This is a genomic window from Polyangium sp. y55x31 (assembly GCF_029946505.1).
In the GTDB taxonomy this organism is placed as follows: domain Bacteria; phylum Myxococcota_A; class Polyangia; order Polyangiales; family Polyangiaceae; genus Polyangium.
Genome location: NZ_JARZHG010000008.1, coordinates 108,127 through 125,553 on the forward strand (window position 1 = coordinate 108,127; position 17,427 = coordinate 125,553).

16 protein-coding genes are annotated in these 17,427 nt (G+C 69.8%); 8 read left to right on the top strand and 8 right to left on the bottom strand.

What is annotated here, in order from left to right; all coding sequences use genetic code 11:
* Positions 1–4 precede the first annotated feature (4 nt).
* Positions 5–1,501, bottom strand: coding sequence for an ATP-binding protein (locus QHF84_RS17075; RefSeq protein ID WP_281314368.1), 1,497 nt, complete (start codon positions 1,499–1,501; stop codon positions 5–7).
* A gap of 151 nt (positions 1,502–1,652) precedes the next feature.
* On the opposite strand from QHF84_RS17075, the gene QHF84_RS17080 reads away from it, so the two are divergent.
* Genes QHF84_RS17080 through QHF84_RS17105 form a run of 6 tightly spaced genes read left to right on the top strand, consistent with a single transcriptional unit; the run spans position 1,653 to position 7,738 of the window.
* The gene (locus QHF84_RS17080; protein WP_281314369.1) at positions 1,653–3,119 is read left to right on the top strand and encodes a hypothetical protein; all 1,467 of its coding nucleotides are present in this window, start codon (positions 1,653–1,655) and stop codon (positions 3,117–3,119) included.
* Positions 3,120–3,140: 21 nt separating this feature from the next.
* Entirely contained in the window at positions 3,141–3,839 is a 699-nt protein-coding gene (locus QHF84_RS17085; protein ID WP_281314370.1) for a plastocyanin/azurin family copper-binding protein, read from the top strand.
* The gene (locus tag QHF84_RS17090) at positions 3,821–5,041 is read left to right on the top strand and encodes a multiheme c-type cytochrome (protein WP_281314549.1); all 1,221 of its coding nucleotides are present in this window, start codon (positions 3,821–3,823) and stop codon (positions 5,039–5,041) included. The genes QHF84_RS17085 and QHF84_RS17090 overlap by 19 nt, the downstream gene beginning before the upstream one ends.
* The gene (locus tag QHF84_RS17095) at positions 5,038–6,837 is read left to right on the top strand and encodes a SpoIIE family protein phosphatase (RefSeq protein WP_281314371.1); all 1,800 of its coding nucleotides are present in this window, start codon (positions 5,038–5,040) and stop codon (positions 6,835–6,837) included. Before QHF84_RS17090 ends, QHF84_RS17095 begins: the two co-directional genes overlap by 4 nt.
* A gap of 32 nt (positions 6,838–6,869) precedes the next feature.
* Positions 6,870–7,361 carry a hypothetical protein gene (locus tag QHF84_RS17100; protein WP_281314372.1) on the top strand — a complete coding sequence of 164 codons (492 nt, stop codon included), beginning with the start codon at positions 6,870–6,872 and terminating at the stop codon, positions 7,359–7,361.
* The gene (locus tag QHF84_RS17105) at positions 7,358–7,738 is read left to right on the top strand and encodes a hypothetical protein (protein ID WP_281314373.1); all 381 of its coding nucleotides are present in this window, start codon (positions 7,358–7,360) and stop codon (positions 7,736–7,738) included. The genes QHF84_RS17100 and QHF84_RS17105 overlap by 4 nt, the downstream gene beginning before the upstream one ends.
* A gap of 175 nt (positions 7,739–7,913) precedes the next feature.
* Here the strand turns inward: QHF84_RS17105 and QHF84_RS17110 are convergent, their stop codons facing one another.
* The 6 genes from QHF84_RS17110 to QHF84_RS17135 are packed head-to-tail and all read right to left on the bottom strand — an operon-like array spanning position 7,914 to position 15,525.
* Positions 7,914–8,957: an ABC transporter permease gene (locus QHF84_RS17110; RefSeq protein ID WP_281314374.1), complete on the bottom strand. Its 1,044-nt coding sequence runs from the start codon at positions 8,955–8,957 to the stop codon at positions 7,914–7,916.
* Positions 8,954–10,480 carry an ABC transporter permease gene (locus QHF84_RS17115; RefSeq protein WP_281314375.1) on the bottom strand — a complete coding sequence of 509 codons (1,527 nt, stop codon included), beginning with the start codon at positions 10,478–10,480 and terminating at the stop codon, positions 8,954–8,956. The genes QHF84_RS17110 and QHF84_RS17115 overlap by 4 nt, the downstream gene beginning before the upstream one ends.
* Before the next feature lie 5 nt (positions 10,481–10,485).
* Positions 10,486–11,958 carry an FHA domain-containing protein gene (locus QHF84_RS17120; protein WP_281314376.1) on the bottom strand — a complete coding sequence of 491 codons (1,473 nt, stop codon included), beginning with the start codon at positions 11,956–11,958 and terminating at the stop codon, positions 10,486–10,488.
* Complete coding sequence (locus QHF84_RS17125) at positions 11,955–12,983, bottom strand: serine protease (RefSeq protein WP_281314377.1); 1,029 nt, start codon at positions 12,981–12,983, stop codon at positions 11,955–11,957. Before QHF84_RS17125 ends, QHF84_RS17120 begins: the two co-directional genes overlap by 4 nt.
* Positions 12,984–13,037: 54 nt before the next feature.
* Positions 13,038–14,315: a Stp1/IreP family PP2C-type Ser/Thr phosphatase gene (locus QHF84_RS17130; RefSeq protein WP_281314378.1), complete on the bottom strand. Its 1,278-nt coding sequence runs from the start codon at positions 14,313–14,315 to the stop codon at positions 13,038–13,040.
* A gap of 7 nt (positions 14,316–14,322) precedes the next feature.
* Positions 14,323–15,525, bottom strand: coding sequence for an FHA domain-containing protein (locus tag QHF84_RS17135; RefSeq protein ID WP_281314379.1), 1,203 nt, complete (start codon positions 15,523–15,525; stop codon positions 14,323–14,325).
* Between the two features lie 145 nt (positions 15,526–15,670).
* On the opposite strand from QHF84_RS17135, the gene QHF84_RS17140 reads away from it, so the two are divergent.
* On the top strand, positions 15,671–15,880 hold the full coding sequence (locus QHF84_RS17140) for a hypothetical protein (RefSeq protein ID WP_281314380.1): 210 nt from the start codon (positions 15,671–15,673) through the stop codon (positions 15,878–15,880).
* 195 nt (positions 15,881–16,075) lie between these two features.
* Here the strand turns inward: QHF84_RS17140 and QHF84_RS17145 are convergent, their stop codons facing one another.
* Positions 16,076–16,759, bottom strand: a complete 684-nt coding sequence (locus QHF84_RS17145) for a hypothetical protein (protein ID WP_281314381.1) — start codon at positions 16,757–16,759, stop codon at positions 16,076–16,078.
* A gap of 249 nt (positions 16,760–17,008) precedes the next feature.
* Between QHF84_RS17145 and QHF84_RS17150 the strand changes: the two genes are divergently transcribed.
* A complete protein-coding gene (locus tag QHF84_RS17150; RefSeq protein ID WP_281314382.1) occupies positions 17,009–17,425 on the top strand; it encodes a hypothetical protein in 417 nt (138 codons plus the stop codon).
* Positions 17,426–17,427 lie beyond the last annotated feature (2 nt).

The window sequence follows — 17,427 nt, forward strand, 5'->3', positions numbered from 1 at the left end:
GGAGTCAGAATACCTCGGGCCGCACGAGCAAGACTTCGGTCCCGTCGACCATCACGATCTCGGCCGGGCAATCGTCGGCAGTCGGACAAAGGCGCGTAGCCACGGCCGCATACGGCGCGCCGCCGGCGCGGAGCGTGAAGCGTGCGTCGCCCCGCCGGACCTCGAACCGCACGCCCTCGCCGCTCCGCGCGCCGCCCGGTGGGGCCATATCGAAGTATTCCACCGGATCGATGGCCGGCATGCCCCCTTCGGCCGGCAAGACGCGGACGCCGGGGCCCGTCGCAACAGCGAGGACGAGGTCGGCGCCCCGCGCGGGAAAACACGTGACGGAGAGCAGGTGGCTCGCCTGGGGGACGCGGAGCCGGAGCGTCGTGCCCTGGCCGCGGCGCGTGGAGATGGAGATACAGCCGCCGACCCGCTGGATGGCCGCGCGCGCCGCGTCGAGGCCGATACCACGGCCCGAGACGTCCGTGACCTCGGTGCGCGTGGACAGGCCCGGGCGAAAGAGCAGCTCCGCGAGCTCGTCGTCATGCGCGCGCAGGGCGATCTCCGGCGTGGAGAGGCCGAGGTCGATCGCGCGCCTGCGCACCGCTTCGAGGTTCACGCCCGCGCCGTCGTCCTCGACCGAGATCTCGATCTCGCCTCCCTTTTGCCGCGCCGAGACGCGAATCGAGGCCTCGGGCGACTTGCCCGCGGCGCGGCGCGCCTCGGGCCGCTCGATGCCGTGATCCACGGCGTTGCGGAGCGCGTGGAGCAGGACGACCTCGACGGACTCGGCGACCTCGGCGCGGACGCGGACGTCGGCCACGTCGAAGGCGACGTGGACGTCCTTGCCGAGGCTCTCCGCGAGGCCACGCGCCCCGAGCTCGTGGGGCGCGAGCCGCGGCGCGAGGGCGACGGCCGAGAGGGACGTGACCTCCTCGGAGAGGGCGCGGACCACGTCGCCGAGCCGCCCGCGCGCGCGCCCGGCCGCGACGTGCTCCAGAAAGACCCGCACCGCGAGGGCCGCGAGGCGCTGCTGCGTGGCCATCGACACGCGATCGGGCAGGTCGACCGGGGCGCTGCGGGACTCGGGGACGGGCACCGGGGCCTCGGGCTCGTCGGCCGAGATCTCGGCGAGGACCTCCTCGATTTGCCGCACGAACCCGTCGACGTCCATGCCCGCGCTCGGGGCCGCGTCCTTCTTGCGCAGCATCACGACCATGAACCGGATGGCCATGGTCACGACGAGATCGACCTCCTCGGGCACGCGCCGGCCGCGCCGCGCCACGGCCGCGACGAGGCCTTCGAGCGCGTGGCAGAGCGTGGCGAGCCCGCCGAAGTGCATCATGCGGGCTTCGCCTTTGAGCGTGTGCAGCTCCTGCTGCATGACGGCGGCGACCTCGGGCCCGCTCTCGCCGTGCATGAAGTTGCCCCAATCGCCCTCGACGCGGTCGAGCCGTTCGAGCGCCACGCCGCGGAAACGCGCGAGGAGCTCGCTGGGAAGCGCCGCCTGGCTCAAGGCGCCCCTCGCCGCACGGCAGGATCGCTCACGGTTTCGGACAACAATTGCGCCCCCTGGACGGGAGGCATCATACCGAAGCAAAGAGCGAAGCGGGAGCGCAATCAACGCTCGACGAGGCCGTTCGGTCCCTGTAGGGTCGCGTCGGGACATGAGGAAGCCGCTCGGGTTCGTGCTCTTCCTGTCCATCGTCGGAATCGTGCCTCGTGCTACGCGAGCCGCGGACGGGGATGGAAGCGCCACGACGAACGCGCGTGAAGCAGCGGCCGCGGAGCGGGTCGAGGCGCGGCTCCGGGCGCTCGAAGAGGAGAACCGCCGCATGCGCGAGCGCGTGGCGGAGCTCGAACGCGCGGCAAAGCAGAACGCAGCCACGGCCGAGAAAGTCGCGAAGCTCGAGGACGACACGAGCTACTTCGACCAGCAGATCACGCGGCTTTTGCCGATCGTGAGCAAGCTCGGCGGCTACCTCGACTTCGGGTTTTTCCGGGCCACGGGCAACGGTTCGGGCATACGGAGCGACCGCGGGTACCGGTATTTCCCGGAGTACGAGGGAGACATCCCGGCGTCGTGGGTCTTTTATGGGGACCCGCTCTCGACGATGGTGAACGCGCGCGGCGAGCCGGCCGACACCGGGGAATCGCGGGCGCTCACGTTCGACGCGATCGATAGCGGCGGAAAATCGTCGTTCGCGGTGAACGCGCTCAACATGCAGCTCTTCGCGGCGCCGCGCGAGGACCTCACGCTGACGGCGTCGATCGACTTCGCGCCGCGGTCGCGGGACGTGTCGGTGCCCGGGGATCGGGCGCTCGGCGATTTCATCGACGTCAAGCTCGCGTACGCCGAGTACCTCGTCCCGATCGAGCGCTTCGAGCTCAGCCTTTATGCCGGGAAGTTCGATTCGGTGCTCGGCTGGGAGTACCGGAGCCGCGAGGCGCCCGACAGGCTCACCGTGACGCCGTCTTTGCTCTGTCGATACACCTGCGGATCGCCGCTCGGCGTGAAGGCGCGCGGGAAATTCTGGGACGGCGCGATGATCCTGAACGTGGCCGTGACGAACGGGAGCCACGGGAGCGAATCGTTTCCATTTCACGGCGAGATCGATCGAAACGACTGGAAGACCGTGGCGGGCCGGATCGCCTCGCGCGCGCCGCTCGGGGCGGGGCTCGAGGTGGGGCTCTCGGGCTCGATCGGCGCGCAGGACCTGCAAAGCGCCGAGGACGCGCTGCACACGCACGTCGGCGTGGACCTGCACCTCGATTGGCACGATTTCGATGTGACGGCCGAGGTCATGCAAGGCGTGATCGACGGAAAAAACGCGGGCGCCACGAAATGTGGCCTCGCCCCCTGCCTTCGGTACCGCGGCGGTTATGTGCAGGTGGGGTATCGGCTGCTGAACTGGCTCACGCCATATGCCCGGGTCGACGCGCGCGACGCGGTCCATCGAAGCGGCGTGAGCTTCGTCTACCTGTCCCAGGTCCTGCGCGCGACGGCCGGGGTGCGGATGGAGCTCGGGACCCATCTCATCCTCAAGGCCGAGTACAATCTGAACCGCGAGCTGAGCCGCGCCCCCCAGTTTCCGAACGACGTGTTCACGAGCTCGATGCTCCTGAAATACTGACGCTCCCGAGGAGAATGGCGCATGCGTCTCTGGTCTCGCCTCCTAGGCCTCGTGATCCCCCTCGGCGTGGTGACGATCCCGCTCACCTTGTCCTTCTCCCCGCGCGTGAGCCGCGCCGAGGCGCCGGCCGTGGGCAACGTCTCGGGCGTGGTGACGGTCCTCGTGGACGACGCGCCGAAGGCCGATCGATCGGGCGTCGTGGTCTACCTGGAGAACGTGCCCGGCCCGCCGGCTCCGGCCGGCAAGCGCGAGATTCGCCAGAAGAACCTGACGTTCACGCCGGGGCTGATGGTCATCGTGAAGGGGACGACCGTGGAGTTCCCGAACGACGACAAGGTCTTCCACAACGTGTTTTCGGTCTCGAAGGCGGCGCGCTTCGATCTCGGGCTCTACAAGAGCGGCGAGAGCAAGTCCGTCACGTTCCGCGAGGCCGGCGTGGTGGACGTCTACTGCAACATCCACCCGCACATGGTCACGAAGATCAAGGTGCTCGACAACGGCTTTTATGCCGTGACGGGCGCGGATGGATCGTTCCAGATCAAGAACGTGCCCGCGGGGACCTATCCGGTCGTGGCGTGGCAAGTGCACGGGCCGGAGGTGCGGGGCGAGGTGACGGTGGCGGCGGGCGGGACGGCGTCGTTCAAGCCGACGCTCGCGGAAGGCGCGGCGCCGAAGCGGCACCTGAGAAAGGACGGGACGCCATACGGTCGCTACAAGTAACGGCGCTCCTCGCGTTCACGTTCGCCTGTGATCCCTCCACGCCGCGGGAAGGATCCCCGCGCGCAGGGACGAACCCCGAAGCGTCCGCGTCCCCGTCCCCGGACAAACCCTCCCTCGAAACGCCGCGCGCCCGCGCGTTCCCCGCCGATCGATGCGGCGATTGCCACGGCATGCTCCACGCGGAGTGGAAGACGTCGGCGCACGCGCGCGCGCGAAGATCGCCGCTCTACGTCGCGATGCGGGATCGCTCGAAGAACCCCGTGTGCGAGGTCTGCCACGCGCCGCTCGCGGGGCTCACGGATCCGGCGGAGTTATCGGTCGACGAGGGCGTGACGTGCGAGGCGTGCCACGCCATCCGCGACGTCGGGGACAATGCTGCCGAGCCGCAGTATACGTTTGACCTCCAAGGAAATCGGAAATTCGGTCCGTACTGCGACGCGAAGGACAACTACTTCCACAAGATGGGTTGCGCGCCCGCGTTCCGCGATGCGCGCGTCTGCGGCGGCTGTCACGCGTTCTCGATGCCGCTCGCGAACGGCAAGAGCTTGCCGATCATCACCGAGTTCGCCGAGTGGCGCGCGTCGAGCTTCGGGGTCTCGGGCACGGCCTGCCAGGAATGCCACATGCCGGCGGAGACGACGCACGCGGCGACGGGCACGGAGCGGAAGGTGCGCGTGGCGCATCACGGGTTCATGGGCGAGAAGGGCGAGATCGTGCAGAAGGCGCTCGGGATCGTGGCGTCGGCGGCGGACCACGCAGGTAAACTCGCCGTGTCCGTGGTGCTGAAGAACGAAGGCGCAGGGCACGCGGTGCCGGCAGGGGTGCCCGGGAGGCAGGTCGTGGTGCGCGTGCAAGCGCTCGACGAGAAGGGACGAGCGCAAGCGCGCGAGGAGCGCACGATCGGGCGGGTGCTCGTCGACGAGTCGGGGCGCGAGGTGCCGTTTTACGCGGCGATCGCCGAGAAGCGCGACGAGCGGATCACGCCGGGCGAGACGCGCACGCTCGCGTTCGAGCTCGACGCGCCGCGATCGGGATCGGTCGTGATCGAGGTGGCGTGGCGCTCGGCGTCGCCGGCGCTCGCGGAGGCGCTCGGCGTGCCCGCGGAGGAGCGTTCGATGGGGAAGATCGAGATTCCGTTCGGCGGGCAGCGAACCGGCAAGGGGCGCGAGCACCTGCCGAAGACGGTGGTGGCGCGGCCATGAAGTTCCGGAGCACGTTGCTCCTCTGGATCGTGCTGCTCATCGCAGCGATCACGGTGGCCACGGCGGGAAGCGCGGCGATCGTGCTGGAGCGGCGCGCGAAGCAGGAGCTCGGAGAGGCGCTCGAACGGAGCGCGCGCGTCTTCGAGGCGCACCGCACCGAACGGCTGCGCGCGCACGCGGCGAAGGCGCACGTGGTGGCGGAAGAGCCACGGCTCAAGGCCGTGGTGGCGACGGAGGACGTGTCCCCGGAGACCGTCTACGGCGTGGCCGACGAGATGCGCAAGGCCGTGAAGAGCGACCTGTTCCTGATGACGGACGGGACGGGGATCCTGCTCGCGGACGTGGCCGATCCGAAGGCGTCGGGCTTCGACATGTCGAAGGATCCGATCCTCGCGGGCGCGCTGCGCGACGGCGAGAGGTCCGGGCTGTGGACGAACGAGGGCAAGCTGTACGAGGTGGTCGCGCGGCGGCTCTCGTTCGGGACCGAGACGGTCGGCGTGCTGGTGCTCGGCTTCAAGCTCGACCATGCGCTCGTCGAGGAGGTGCGTCTCCAGACGGGCAGCCTCGTGGCGGTGACGGATGGGGCCACGGTGGTGGCGCACTCGAAGCTCGAAGATGGATCGGAGGCGCCGAGCGAGGTGCTCCGGATGATCACGGCGTCGTCCGCGCATGAAAGCGGTCCGTATCTGTCGACGTCGCGGACGCTGGATACGGGCGCGGGCGCGGCGCGGACCGTTCACCTCGCGCGCTCGCTCGATCGCGCGCTCGCGCCGTCGCGCGAGCTCGAAGTGCGCGTGGCGCTCATCGCGCTCGTCGCGCTCGCGGCGGCGGCGGCGCTCGCGATCGTGCTCTCGCGTAGGCTCTCACGCCCGCTCGACGGGCTCATGGCGTTCGTGGGCGACGTGTCGCGCGGCAAGCTCGATGCGCAAGCGGCCGTGGCAGGTCCGACGGAGCTCCGCGCGCTCGGCGAGGCGATGAACCGGATGGCGCGTGAGCTCGCGGAGTCACGCGAGCAGATGGCGGCGAAGGAGCGGCTCGAAAAGGAGCTCGAGATCAGCGCGCGGATCCAGACGTCGATCCTGCCGCGGCGCCTCGACGTGCCCGGGCTCGAAGTGGCAGCGCGGATGATCCCGGCGAGCGAGGTCGGCGGCGACTACTACGACGTGTTCCCCGTGGAGGGAGGCGGCATCCTCGCGATCGGCGACGTGGCGGGGCACGGGCTGCAATCGGGGCTCGTGATGCTCATGGTGCAGAGCGCGATCGCCGCGCTCGGCCGGGAGGATCCGTCGGCGCGGCCGAAGGACCTCGTGCGCGTGCTGAACCTCGTGCTCTACGACAACATCCGCAACCGCCTGCGCAACGACGAGCACGTGACGCTCACGGTGATGCGCTACCACCGGAGCGGCCGCGTTGTGTTCGCCGGCGCGCACGAGGACATCCTTCTCCTGCGTGCGAGCACGGGAAAAATCGAGGCGATCCCCACGCTCGGGCCCTGGGTCGGCGCGATGCGCGACGTCGCTCGCACGGTGCAGGACGACGAGCTCGTGCTGGAAGACGGCGACGTGATGGTGCTCTACACGGACGGCGTCACGGAGGCGCGGAGCACGTCGGGCGAAATGTACGGAATGGACCGACTCACGGCGCAGATCGAGGCGCTCGCGGGGGAACCCGTGGAGCGGATCCGCGACGTGATCCTCGACGACGTGGAGCGCTTCTCGCGTGGCAAGGGGCAAGAGGACGACGTGACGCTCGTCGTCGTGCGGTACCGGGCGAACGAGACGCGCGCCGGAGGCTGAGATAGATTGGGCCGCCGATCCGCAGAGGAACGATGACCGAGACCCCGACCGCGTTCGAGCTGACGTTCCGGCCCAACGTCGAGCTCATCTCCATCGTTCGGAGGTTCGTTTCCGATTTTTACGAGCGGATGATCGAGGACCGCGACACCGTGTCGCGGATGGCGCTCGCGACCCACGAGCTCCTGGAGAACGCCGTCAAGTACGCGAGCGACGGCGTGACATTTCTTTCCATCACGTTCGAGCCCGGAGAGACGTCGAGCACGGTCTCGATCCGGCTCGTGAACCGTGCGAACGCCGAGCACATCGCCGCGCTCGCCACTATCTTCGAGGAGATGAGCCGGCACGACGATCCCTTCGCCTACTATCAGATCGCGATGGCGCGCAGCGCCAAGCGCAAGGTGGGCTCGGGGCTCGGTCTCGTGCGCGTGCGGGCCGAAGGAGAGATGACGATGAGCCACACCATCGAGGACGACAGGGTCACGATCCTGGCGCAGACGACCGTCGCCGCGCGGAGGAGCGCGTGAGCGCGGCCTCGGACCTCTCGGTCTCGCTCCGCGACTTCTCGGCGAACGTGCGCGCGGAGGGCCGCTCGCTCGTCCTTTGCCTCTCGGGCAACGCGGACATGGCAGCGAAGGACAGCCTGGATTCGCTCTTGCCGCGCGTGCACGGCGAGGCTTTGCGGATCGGCGCCGCCGACGTGCAGGTGGATTTCCGCCACCTCGAGTTCATGAACTCGTCCTGCTTCAAGAGCTTCGTGACCTGGATCAGCGACGTCGCCGATCTCGATCCGAGCAAGCAGTACAAGATCCGGCTCGTCTCGAACGCCGAGATGCACTGGCAGCGCCGCAGCCTGCACGCGCTGCGGTGCTTCGCCGTGGATCTCATCTCCGTCGAGTCATGACGCCGTGCGCGTAAAACCTCGGCCGGCGAGATCCTTGCGGCTGAAATGAAAAGAGGCCCGGCGAGGTTGGTCAGCACGCCGGGCCGAGCCCAAGCCTTCCAAGGAGACCGGGCTTTTTTCAACGTACGTCGGGTTCACGACGCGTTGCAAGCCCATCACGGATGGTGACGTATCGTCATCGGGACGCGTGCGGCTCGTCGGTGGGAGGTCCGAACGAACCGTACGTTTCGTCCCGTCGCTTTCGCGCGGAGCGCGGGTCCATCGCGTCGCGCAGCGCATCGGCGACGAGGTACGAGCCGCCCACGGTCACGAGGAGCAAGAAGACGGGCAAGACCAGCAGGCGCAGCGCCGCGGGATTTCGCGCGCCCTGCGCGAGTGTTTCGCCCCAGGACGCCGCCGATGTCGGCGCTCCCATCTCGAGGAACGAGATCGCCGCTTCGAGGAGGACGACGGACGCCACGCCGAACACCGAGCTCACCGTGACGGGGCCGAGCGCGTTCGGGAGCACGTGGCGCAGGAAGATGCGAGCACGCGAGGCGCCGAGGGCTCGCGCGGCGAGGGCGTAATCCTCCGAGGCGCCACGCAAGGTCTCGGCATGCACGAGGCGCGCGACCTCGGCCCAGCGCACGAAGGCCACCGCGAGCACGAGCGAGAGCGCCGAAGGCTCGTGCTCGATGGCGCGCACGAGCGCGACGACGAGGATGGCGGGGAAGGTGTCGACGGTCTCGACGAGGCGCACGAGCGCGTCGCGCGAGGTGCCGCCGCGGATGCCCGAGAGGCCGCCGAGGAGGACGCCGAGGAGCGCGCTCACGAGGACGGCGGCGAGCGAGAGGCCAAGCGCGGTGCGCGCGCCGTAGACGAGGCGGGCGAAGAGGTCGCGGCCCTTCTCGTCAGTGCCGAGCGGGTGCGCGCGGGACGAGGGCGCGAAGGGGCCCGCCGCGCTCGACGCCTTCGGGCCGGATCGCACGAGCGGCCAGACGGTGAAGCTGTCCGCGTACGAGCGCGTGATCTCGTCCTCGGAGAGGCGCTCGTACCGCTCGGCGTGCACGATCGCCGGAAGGACCTCGACGCCGCGTGGCCCGACGGCGAGGAGCGGCGCGGGCGCGGCGAGGAACTCGGCGAAGACGCCGACGAGCACGAGCAAGCCGAGCAGCGCGGCGCCGAGGCCCGCGCGGCGGCTGTAGGCGACACGCCGGAGCGCGATCGCGCGGTGGCTCATGTGCGCGGCCTCTGGCGCAGGATGCTCTGCGCGAGCCGAGGATCGAGCGCGGTGTACACGAGGTCGGTCATGATGACCCCGAGCGTCGCGGTCGCGGCCATGAAGATCGAGACGGCCATGAGCCAGCTCGTGTCGCGCGACTGCACGGCGACGATCGTGGCCGCGCCGAGGCCTTCGAGGCCGAAGACACGCTCGACGACGAACGCGCCGCCGAGGGCCATCGGGGCTTCGAGCGTGGCGAGCGTGACGACCGGGAGGATCGCGCCGGGGAGCGCGTGGCGCATGAGCGCACGCGCGCGGCTCGCCCCCCGCGCGAGCGATGCGCGCACGTGGTCCTGGGCAAACGCCGACGCGAGGCCCGCGCGCGCCTGACGCGCCGGCGCGGCCACGAGGCCGAGCGCGAGGACGACCGTCGGCAAGAAGAGACCGTGCCCCTGGTAGCCACGCGCCGCCAGGATCGCGAAAAACGCCGTGGGGATCGCGTAGAGCACCAGCACGATGGCCGCGATGATCCCGTCGCGACGCCGCCCGCGCGACGCAGCCCCGAAGAGACCGAGCGGCACGGCCGCCGCGTACGCGAGCGCGATCGAGCCGAAGACGAGCGTCAGCGTGACGGGCGCGCGTCGGAAAATGCCGTCGAGGACGGGCACGCCGTCGATGCCCACGCCGAGCCGCCGCGTGACGGCGCCGAGCGCCCACTTGCCGTAGCGTGTTTCCAGCACGATGGCCGCGAACCGCGAGGGGCCGTCGAGCGTCACGAAGTCGTTCTTGTAGACCATCCAGAACGAGCCCCACCGCTCGACGCAGGCGCGGGCCGTTTCGTAGTCGTCGCCGGGCGCGATGCGATCGCTCCTGCCCGTGACGTGCGCGGCGATGTCGACGAGGGCCCGGGCCCGCTCGAACGAGGCGTTGTCGGTCGGATGTTCGAGCGCGCCGAGCACGTCCTCCAGCACGAACGTGTCGAGCTCGCGCAGCTCGGCCGCGCGCGAGGTGCTGCCGTACCGCGAGAGCCTACGGACCGCGCTGCGCACGGACGCGCGGCGAAACTCGATGCCGCGGTCGTCCCAGAACCGCGTCCAGAACGCCACCGCGCGCGCCGGATCCGCGAGCCGTTCGCTCGCGAAGCCCATCCGCTCGCCCACGGGCGCGAGCGCGAGCGCGACCTCCGCGCGGGGCCCGGGCGCGAGCGAGTCGAGCGCGGGCAGGACGTGCGGCAACGCAGCGCCCCCGAGCCGCGCGAGCTCTTCGCGCCCCTCTGCTTTTTTCTGCTCCCCATCGCCGTCGACGATCGCGCGCATCGCTTCGGCGGACCGCGCGCGGACGTCACGCGTCCCGAAGTTCACGAAGCGCGGCAGGTCGAGGAACCGCTCGCGGCGTAGGCGTGCTCGCTCGGACGTCGAGACGGAGAGCGCCGGATCGTCCGTCGGATCGGGGACGTACGAGAGAAACAGGAACGTGACGATCGAGACTCCGATCAGCGTCGGAAGAATGAGCAGCAGCCTGCGGATCGCCAGCCTGAGCATCGTGACTACTTGAGGAGCGCCTCGACGAGATCGATCCGCATGCCGAACTTGTACGGCGAGGCCTTCACGACCTCCGTCTTCCGGCCTGCAATCTTCTCTTCGCCCTCTTCGAGGTAGCCGCCCGAGTTCACCGCGATCACCTTGCCCTGGCCGCTCCAGACGGGGCTGCCGTTCGAGCCGCGTGTCGTCGCAGCGTCGTGCTGCACGAGCCAGGCGTCCTGGTATGCCGCGGGCCGGCCGGATGCGCCCGTGACGCGGCCGATGTGCGCGGCGAGGAAGGTCGCGGCGGGGTTCGTGGCGTCCATCAGGCGGCCGGGGAAGCCGATGAGGTAGACGTCGTCCCCCGCGCCCATCACCGCGAGCTCTTGCTTCGTCGCGATCTCCAGCACGACGGCTGAGCGGCCGCGGATGGTCAAGACGCCGACGTCGGGCGTGATGCTCTCCTGATCGGTCGGGCGATAGCCGGGATGCGTGCGCATCTCGATCACGTCGAAGCGCGCCTGCCCGCGCCCCTCGTTCTCCAGCGCGACCACCGAGCCCTTCGCCTTCGCCTCCTGGATGCAGTGCGCGCTCGTCGCGAGCGTCGAGGGCTTCACGGCGAACGCCGTGCAGAAGCCCTCGCCCTTCGAGGCGAGCATGAAGATGCCCTTCTTCGAGCGGTCGTAGAGGTTTCGGCCGAAGCTCGCGTTCGACGGGTGCAGGTTGCCGAGCCGTCCCTCGATCTCCTTGCGACGCGGATCCTCGGGCGGCATCTGCGCGAGATCCTCGCGCAGGCGCTGGATCTCGTCCTGCGAGCGCGTGCTCCAGAAGATGAGCCCGCCGAGCGAGAGGAGCGCGACGACGAGCAGTGCGCCGAGCGCGTACGCCGTCCTCCGCTGCGACGCCGTCGCCGCCGTGACCTTCTCCTCGACGATCGCGTTGAGCTCCGCCGTCCGCCCGAACTTGTGGCGCCCGCTCGCCGCAGCGACGGCCTGCGAGATCATCATCGCGATCGTCCGTTGCCCGACGCGCGCGCCCGCGGGCGGCGCCGGCTGCACGGCCTGCGCGATCGGCATGCGTGGCGACGCGACGGCGGGCGCCATCGGCGGCATCGGTTGCGGCATCGCCGACATCGGCTGCGGCATCACTGGCATCGGCGGCATCGGCGGCATCGGCGGCGGCGCAGCGGCGGGCGCGAGCTCGACCCGGATCCGCGGCCCCTTCGCGCCGAAGCTCACCTCCATCCCCGGCGCGAGCGGGCAGCGCTGCTGGATCCGCTGCCCATTGGCGAACGTTCCGTTGCGGCTGCCGAGATCCACGACGTACCAGGTGCCGCCCTCGCGACGCAGCTCCGCGTGATGGCCGCTCGCCTCGCGGTCGTGGTTCGCGTCGAAGACGACGTCGTTGTCCGGCGAGCGGCCGAGTCGCACGACGTCGCGTTCGAAGATCTGCGACGTTCCGGCCCTCTGCCCTGCGATGTGCACGATCCGGAGGTTCAAGGCGTGGGTACCCCGCGGACGAGATCGATCCGCATGCCGATGCGGTACGGAGAGGCTTGCACGATCGTCGTCTTCTGCCCGTCGATGGAGATGTTTTCTTCGTCGTCCACGTGAGCCGCATGGACACCTATGACGTGGCCGTACTGGTTGAAGATGGGGCTGCCGCTGTTGCCGCCGCGCGTGACCGCGTCGTGCAGGATCACCGTGGCCTTGTCCGCCGACGTGGCCTGCTCGTCGAAGCCCATCAGCCGGCCGAGGTGCCCGCTCAGGAACGTCGCCGACGGGCTCACCGGATCCATCACGCGCCCGGGAAAGCCGAGCACGTACACATCGTCGCCAGGGCCGAGCGCGCGGAGCTCCGTATCACTCGCCAGCGTGACGGCCACGGGCAACGTCCCCTTCACGCGCAGCAACGCGACGTCGGGCGTGTCCGCGCGCTTCGAGTTCGCGTTGTAGCTCGGGTGCGCGCGCTGCACGACGACCTCGAGCTCGACCTTCCCAGCGGACTCGTTCTGCACGACGACGGGCTTTCCGCCGCGGGCTCCGCACGACGTGACGCAGTGGGCGTTCGTCACGAGCTGCGTCTTGTCGATCGCGAACGCGCTGCAGCAGCCGCTGATGCGGCGGTTCTGCGTGTACGCGAGCACGTAGAGCGCGCCCTTGTTCTGCTCGTAGATCTCGCGCCCCGAGAGCACCTTCGTCGGCAGCGTGCCCACGGGCGCGGCCACCGGGCGCGCATCGAGCCCCGCCTCGGCCGTCAGGATCGCCGCCGCGCGCTGCGATCGGTACACGACGAAGCCCGCCACCACGAGCGCGACCAGCGTCACGGCCACGCCGAACGCGAGCAGCGCGTTCAGCCGCGCGCCTCGCCGCGTCGCCTCGGCGACCTTCGCCTCGATGATGCTCGCACTCTTGTCGGGCCCGCTCGTGGCGCGCGCGACAGCGTTCTCCACGATGCGCTGCGCGGTCGCGACGTCCACACGACCGTCCGCGTCCATCGCCTCGCGCGGCACCTCGCTCGGCATCCCGCGAGTATATTTTTGGCGGCCGGGCTCCGCCAGCGCTTGCGAAGGCGAACGCTAGGGCTTGAGCAGGTAGTACCCGGCGATCGTGATACACGCGAGCGCGCTCGCGATCATCATCACGATGAGCCACTGCGGCGCGCCGTCGGTCGGGATCTGAATCGGATCGTCCGAGCCGTGCGAACGCGGCCCGTACGAAGATGGACCCTCTCCGTCCTTCGAGGGATCTTCCCGCCGCTCGGAGTCGCTCTCCCGGCGGTGCCCCTCGGACGAGGACGTCGAGGGCAGCGGCGTGAGCGGCACCGAGATCTTCGGCTGATCGAGCTCCTTGACACGGCGGCTCGGATCGGGGGCCGTGAGCGAGCTCGGCGGCATGGGCTCGGGGAGCTGGTACTTGCGGTAGCGCAGCCCCGAGATGTCCTCTTCCGTGGGCTCGGGCAGCGCCTCGCCCTCGAACTTCGACACGACGACCGTGATGTTGTCGTGACCGCCCGCCTGGTTCGCGCGATCGGTCAGGGTCTTACAGACCTCGAGGGGATCGTCGATCGTCCGCAGGACCTCGCGGATCTCCTCGTTGCGCACCATGCCCGAGAGGCCGTCGGAGCAGAGCAGCAGCGTGTCGCCGCGCTTGAGCTCGACGAACGTGAGGTCCACCTGGACGCTGTCCGAGGTGCCGAGCGCCTGCAGGATGATGTTGTTGTGCTCGAAGGTCTCGGCCTCTTCCTCGGTGAGCTGACCGGCCTCGATGAGCTGGTTCACGAGCGACTGATCACGCGTGACCTGCACGAGCCTGTCGCCGCGCAGGATGTACGCGCGGCTGTCGCCGACCTGGCCGATGAAGAGGTGATCGTCGACGAGCGCCGCCACGGTGGACGTCGTGCCCATGCCGCGCCGCGTGCGGTCGAGCTTCGCCTCGCTGAAGATGCGCAGGCCCGCCGACTCGATCGAGTGCACGAGCCTGGCCGCGATCTCGTCGTGATCCTTCGGCGGCTCGCCCGAGATCATCTTCTGGAAGATGATGTCGACCGCGAGCTGGCTCGCGACCTCGCCGGCGGCCGCGCCGCCCATGCCGTCGCAGACGCCGAGCAGCACGCCGCGCTCGCCGACGATCTGGTTTCGATCGGTCTCCATCAAGCCGCGGCTCGCCTTGGTCAGGTCCGCGACGATGAAGTTGTCCTCGTTGTGCTCGCGCACCTGACCCACGTCCGTGCGGCCGAACAAGCGTAGCTTGATCGGGGCGGACTTCTTCAGCTTGCGCTCGCTGGGTAGACCTTCGGCGCTGTCCGCGGGGCGGTTCGAGTCGGGCTGCGTCTCTCGGGAGGCTTGTTCGCTCATGGGCTCACTACGAGAGGTCCACCCGGAACAGGTGCTGGCCGATGCGTAGGTAGTCGCCGTTGTCGAGGGTGACGTCCGAGCGGATCGCGACGTACGTGCCGTTCGACGAGTCCAGATCCGTGATCGTGAACTCGCCGCTCATCGAGCTCCTGCGAAGAACGGCGTGCCGCCTCGACAGGAACGGATCGGCTGTGAACACGATGTCTCCCACCTCTCGACCGATCACCGTTTCATCCCGGAACAGATGGTACACGTCGCGGGTGACCCCCTCGACCGTCCGCTGACAGAGCCGTGCGCGCCGCGGGGTCGAGGGAGACCCGAACAACAGGGTCCCATGCTGGGTTGCGTGCCCGAGCCCTCGCTCCGCGTCGTTCACGGTTTCGAACTGTAACACTTCGAGGCCCAGGAGGAGCAAGTCGCCGTCTTTCAGCGCGTGCGGTTCCCGGATGCGCCGGTAGACCCCGTTCGTGGAATGAAGATTCCGGAGGATCCAGTGACCACCCTGGGGCAGGAGGCGGGCATGCCGCGGGGAGACGTACAGATCGTCCGGCAGGAGGATGTCCCCCTCGGTCCGGCCGACGTCGACCTGGCGGTCCACGAGCGGAAACGACTTGCCTTCGCTGCCATCCTCCACGATCACGACGAGCCGGCCCGTCTGGAGGCGGCCGCTCGGGGTCGCCGAAGGCAAGGCGGGCGCGGGCGCGACGAAGGCGGTCGCGAGCCGCTCGTCCCTGCGTCCCGCGGTCACGGGCTCGGCGAACGTGGGCTCGGTCTCCGTGCGAGCGGCCTTCTCCCCCTCGTCGAGCGGCGCGCCGCAGTACTTGCAGAAGCGCATGCCCTCGGCGGAATGACCGTGGCAACGAGCACAACGGACGAGCCGTGGTGGTCCGGTCCGGGCCGTCGCGATGCCCACGACGGGCGCGCCGATGATCTTGTCGCCCGTATCGTCGGGGATCGTGGCCGGCGCGCTCTCGGGGTTCGGCACGACGACCGAACGGGGAAGCGCAGGCCGAGCCGTCGGTGTCGGCGTGACCGACGCGGGCGCGGGCTGCGGCGCGGCAGGTGCCGCGGGAAGCGGCGAAGGCGGCGCGGCCACGGGCGCGGAGATCGGCTCGGGCTCGGGCTCGGGCTCCGGCGCACGACGCACGACCGCCGCCTCGCTCGATGCTGCTGCGGCGGCGGGACGACCGAGCGATGCGCCGCACGTCACGCAGAAGCGATAGCCGGGCGGATTCGACGAGCGGCAGCTCGGGCACGTCGAGATCGCGTCGGCGCCGAAAGAAACGGTGAACTGGAGCGCGGGCGCTTCGGGTCGGGATCGCGGCGCCGAGGGCTTCGGAGAGGAAGCCGAGCTGTTGGACGTCGGACTCCCGGACGTCGGGCTGCCAGACGTCGGACTGCCAGACGTCGGACTGCCAGACGTCGGACTGCCGGATGTCGGGCTGCCGGATGTCGGGTTCGCCGAGGGAGCGGGGTTCGAGGCGATCGCGGGCGCGGAGCTCGGGCTCTCGTCCGTGCTTCGGACCTCGGCGACGGCCGCGCGATCGACGCGCTCGATGCCGTGAGGCGGCGTGGGCGGCACACCGCGCCCCTGGGTCCGGAGGCGCCTGCCGCAATCCAGGCAAAACGTCAGGTTGCCCTCGTTCTCACGACCGCAGACGTCGCAGATCACAGCCGCGAGAGGACCGCGGAGGCGCTTTCGAGTCAAGTGCCCGAGCGCAAGCTCGACACGAAAACCGCGCCCCGCGGCCCGCTCCGACCTACCTGCGCCCGATCTCGCTGCGGAGCTCGAACTGGAACTCGGCGCCCAGAAAGTGCGCCACACCCGTGGCACGGACGGCCCCCGCCGTATCGGTCCACCCCGCGATGAGCATCGGCCGATACACCAGACCGAAGCCCAGGATCGCCACCCGGGAAAGCTCGATTTCGACGCCGAGGCCCCCGAAGAGCAGCCCGCCGCCCGTCTCGACGCCCCACTCGTTCCCATACGCGAGCGCCCCGATCCCCCAGGATGCGTAGGGCGCGGCGCGAGTCCCGAAGTCGGGCAGGTAGCGCATCTCGAAGCGGAGCTGCTGGAAGATCCCGAGCCGGTAGAGATTGCTCGAGTCCATCTTCGCGAACTGGTAGGCGCCGCCGATGTACCAGGGCCCGGCGGATCGATACCCGCCGCGGATCGCGAGGCCCCCGGCTCCGCCCAGGATGCATGGCGCGGCCTTTCCACCTTCGGGCGCGCAGACCGCGCCGGCGTCGAGGTTCGTCTCGGCCACGATCGCCACGCCGTACTGAAAGTACTCGACGTGGAGCGGTGGTGGACGGACGCCCCCGAGGACACGCAAAGGCTCGTTTGCCGGAGGCAGCGAGGCGCTCGGCTCACCACGCGCCGGACCGGAGGCGGCGAGCAGAGAGGCGCAGAGGAGCAGACCGAAGGGCCGTCGCGCGCTCACCGGCGCTCACGCTACGCGTCTGCGCGGGAGCCCGCAACCCGCCGCGCGCGCCGGGGGCCCGATGGAGACGGGGTCTCGCGTCCCCTGCCCTTTCCGCTCCGGGCGAGGCCCGGGAAGGCACCACCCGACGCGAGGGGCGGGACGTGCCTGGTCATGGTGGTCTCCGGGGGCTCTCGCCTTGACGCGGCGCGCGCCTGCGCCAACGTCTCGGAAACCTTTCCGCCGATCATCGGCACGCTTGACGTCGCCATGGTTGGTCGCCTAAACGGAGCCACGCTCATGGAGATCCACCTCGACAAGCGTGCGGTAAAGCAGATCCGCCTCTCCGCTGCGGACGCGATCGACGAAGGCGACACAGAGGCCCTGCGCGAAGACGTCCTCGAGGCGTTCAGCGAGGAGCAGGTCGAAGAGATCGAGCGCCGGCTCGACAGCGGTGATTTCTTCGAATTTTTGACCGACGTCCTCGACGAGTGGAGCGGCGACGACGTCGACGAGCTCTTCGAGCTCCTGGAAACGCAGCTCGGCGAGATGGGCATCGATCTCAAGTACGAGCAGCGTGAAGAAGAGGACGAGGAGGAGGTCGAGGACGACGACGACCTCGACGACGACGACCTCGACGACGAGGACGACGAGGAGCTCGAGGAAGAGGACGACGAGGAGGACTGACG

Bases quoted from the DNA above. Each gene is read 5' to 3' on its own strand.
- QHF84_RS17080 (WP_281314369.1), top strand. From the start codon at position 1,653: ATGAGGAAGCCGCTCGGGTTCGTGCTCTTCCTGTCCATCGTCGGAATC.
- QHF84_RS17150 (WP_281314382.1), top strand. From the start codon at position 17,009: ATGGTTGGTCGCCTAAACGGAGCCACGCTCATGGAGATCCACCTCGAC.
- QHF84_RS17115 (WP_281314375.1), bottom strand. From the start codon at position 10,480: ATGCTCAGGCTGGCGATCCGCAGGCTGCTGCTCATTCTTCCGACGCTG.
- QHF84_RS17130 (WP_281314378.1), bottom strand. From the start codon at position 14,315: ATGAGCGAACAAGCCTCCCGAGAGACGCAGCCCGACTCGAACCGCCCC.
- QHF84_RS17125 (WP_281314377.1), bottom strand. From the start codon at position 12,983: ATGCCGAGCGAGGTGCCGCGCGAGGCGATGGACGCGGACGGTCGTGTG.
- QHF84_RS17095 (WP_281314371.1), top strand. From the start codon at position 5,038: ATGAAGTTCCGGAGCACGTTGCTCCTCTGGATCGTGCTGCTCATCGCA.
- QHF84_RS17100 (WP_281314372.1), top strand. From the start codon at position 6,870: ATGACCGAGACCCCGACCGCGTTCGAGCTGACGTTCCGGCCCAACGTC.
- QHF84_RS17110 (WP_281314374.1), bottom strand. From the start codon at position 8,957: ATGAGCCACCGCGCGATCGCGCTCCGGCGTGTCGCCTACAGCCGCCGC.
- QHF84_RS17085 (WP_281314370.1), top strand. From the start codon at position 3,141: ATGCGTCTCTGGTCTCGCCTCCTAGGCCTCGTGATCCCCCTCGGCGTG.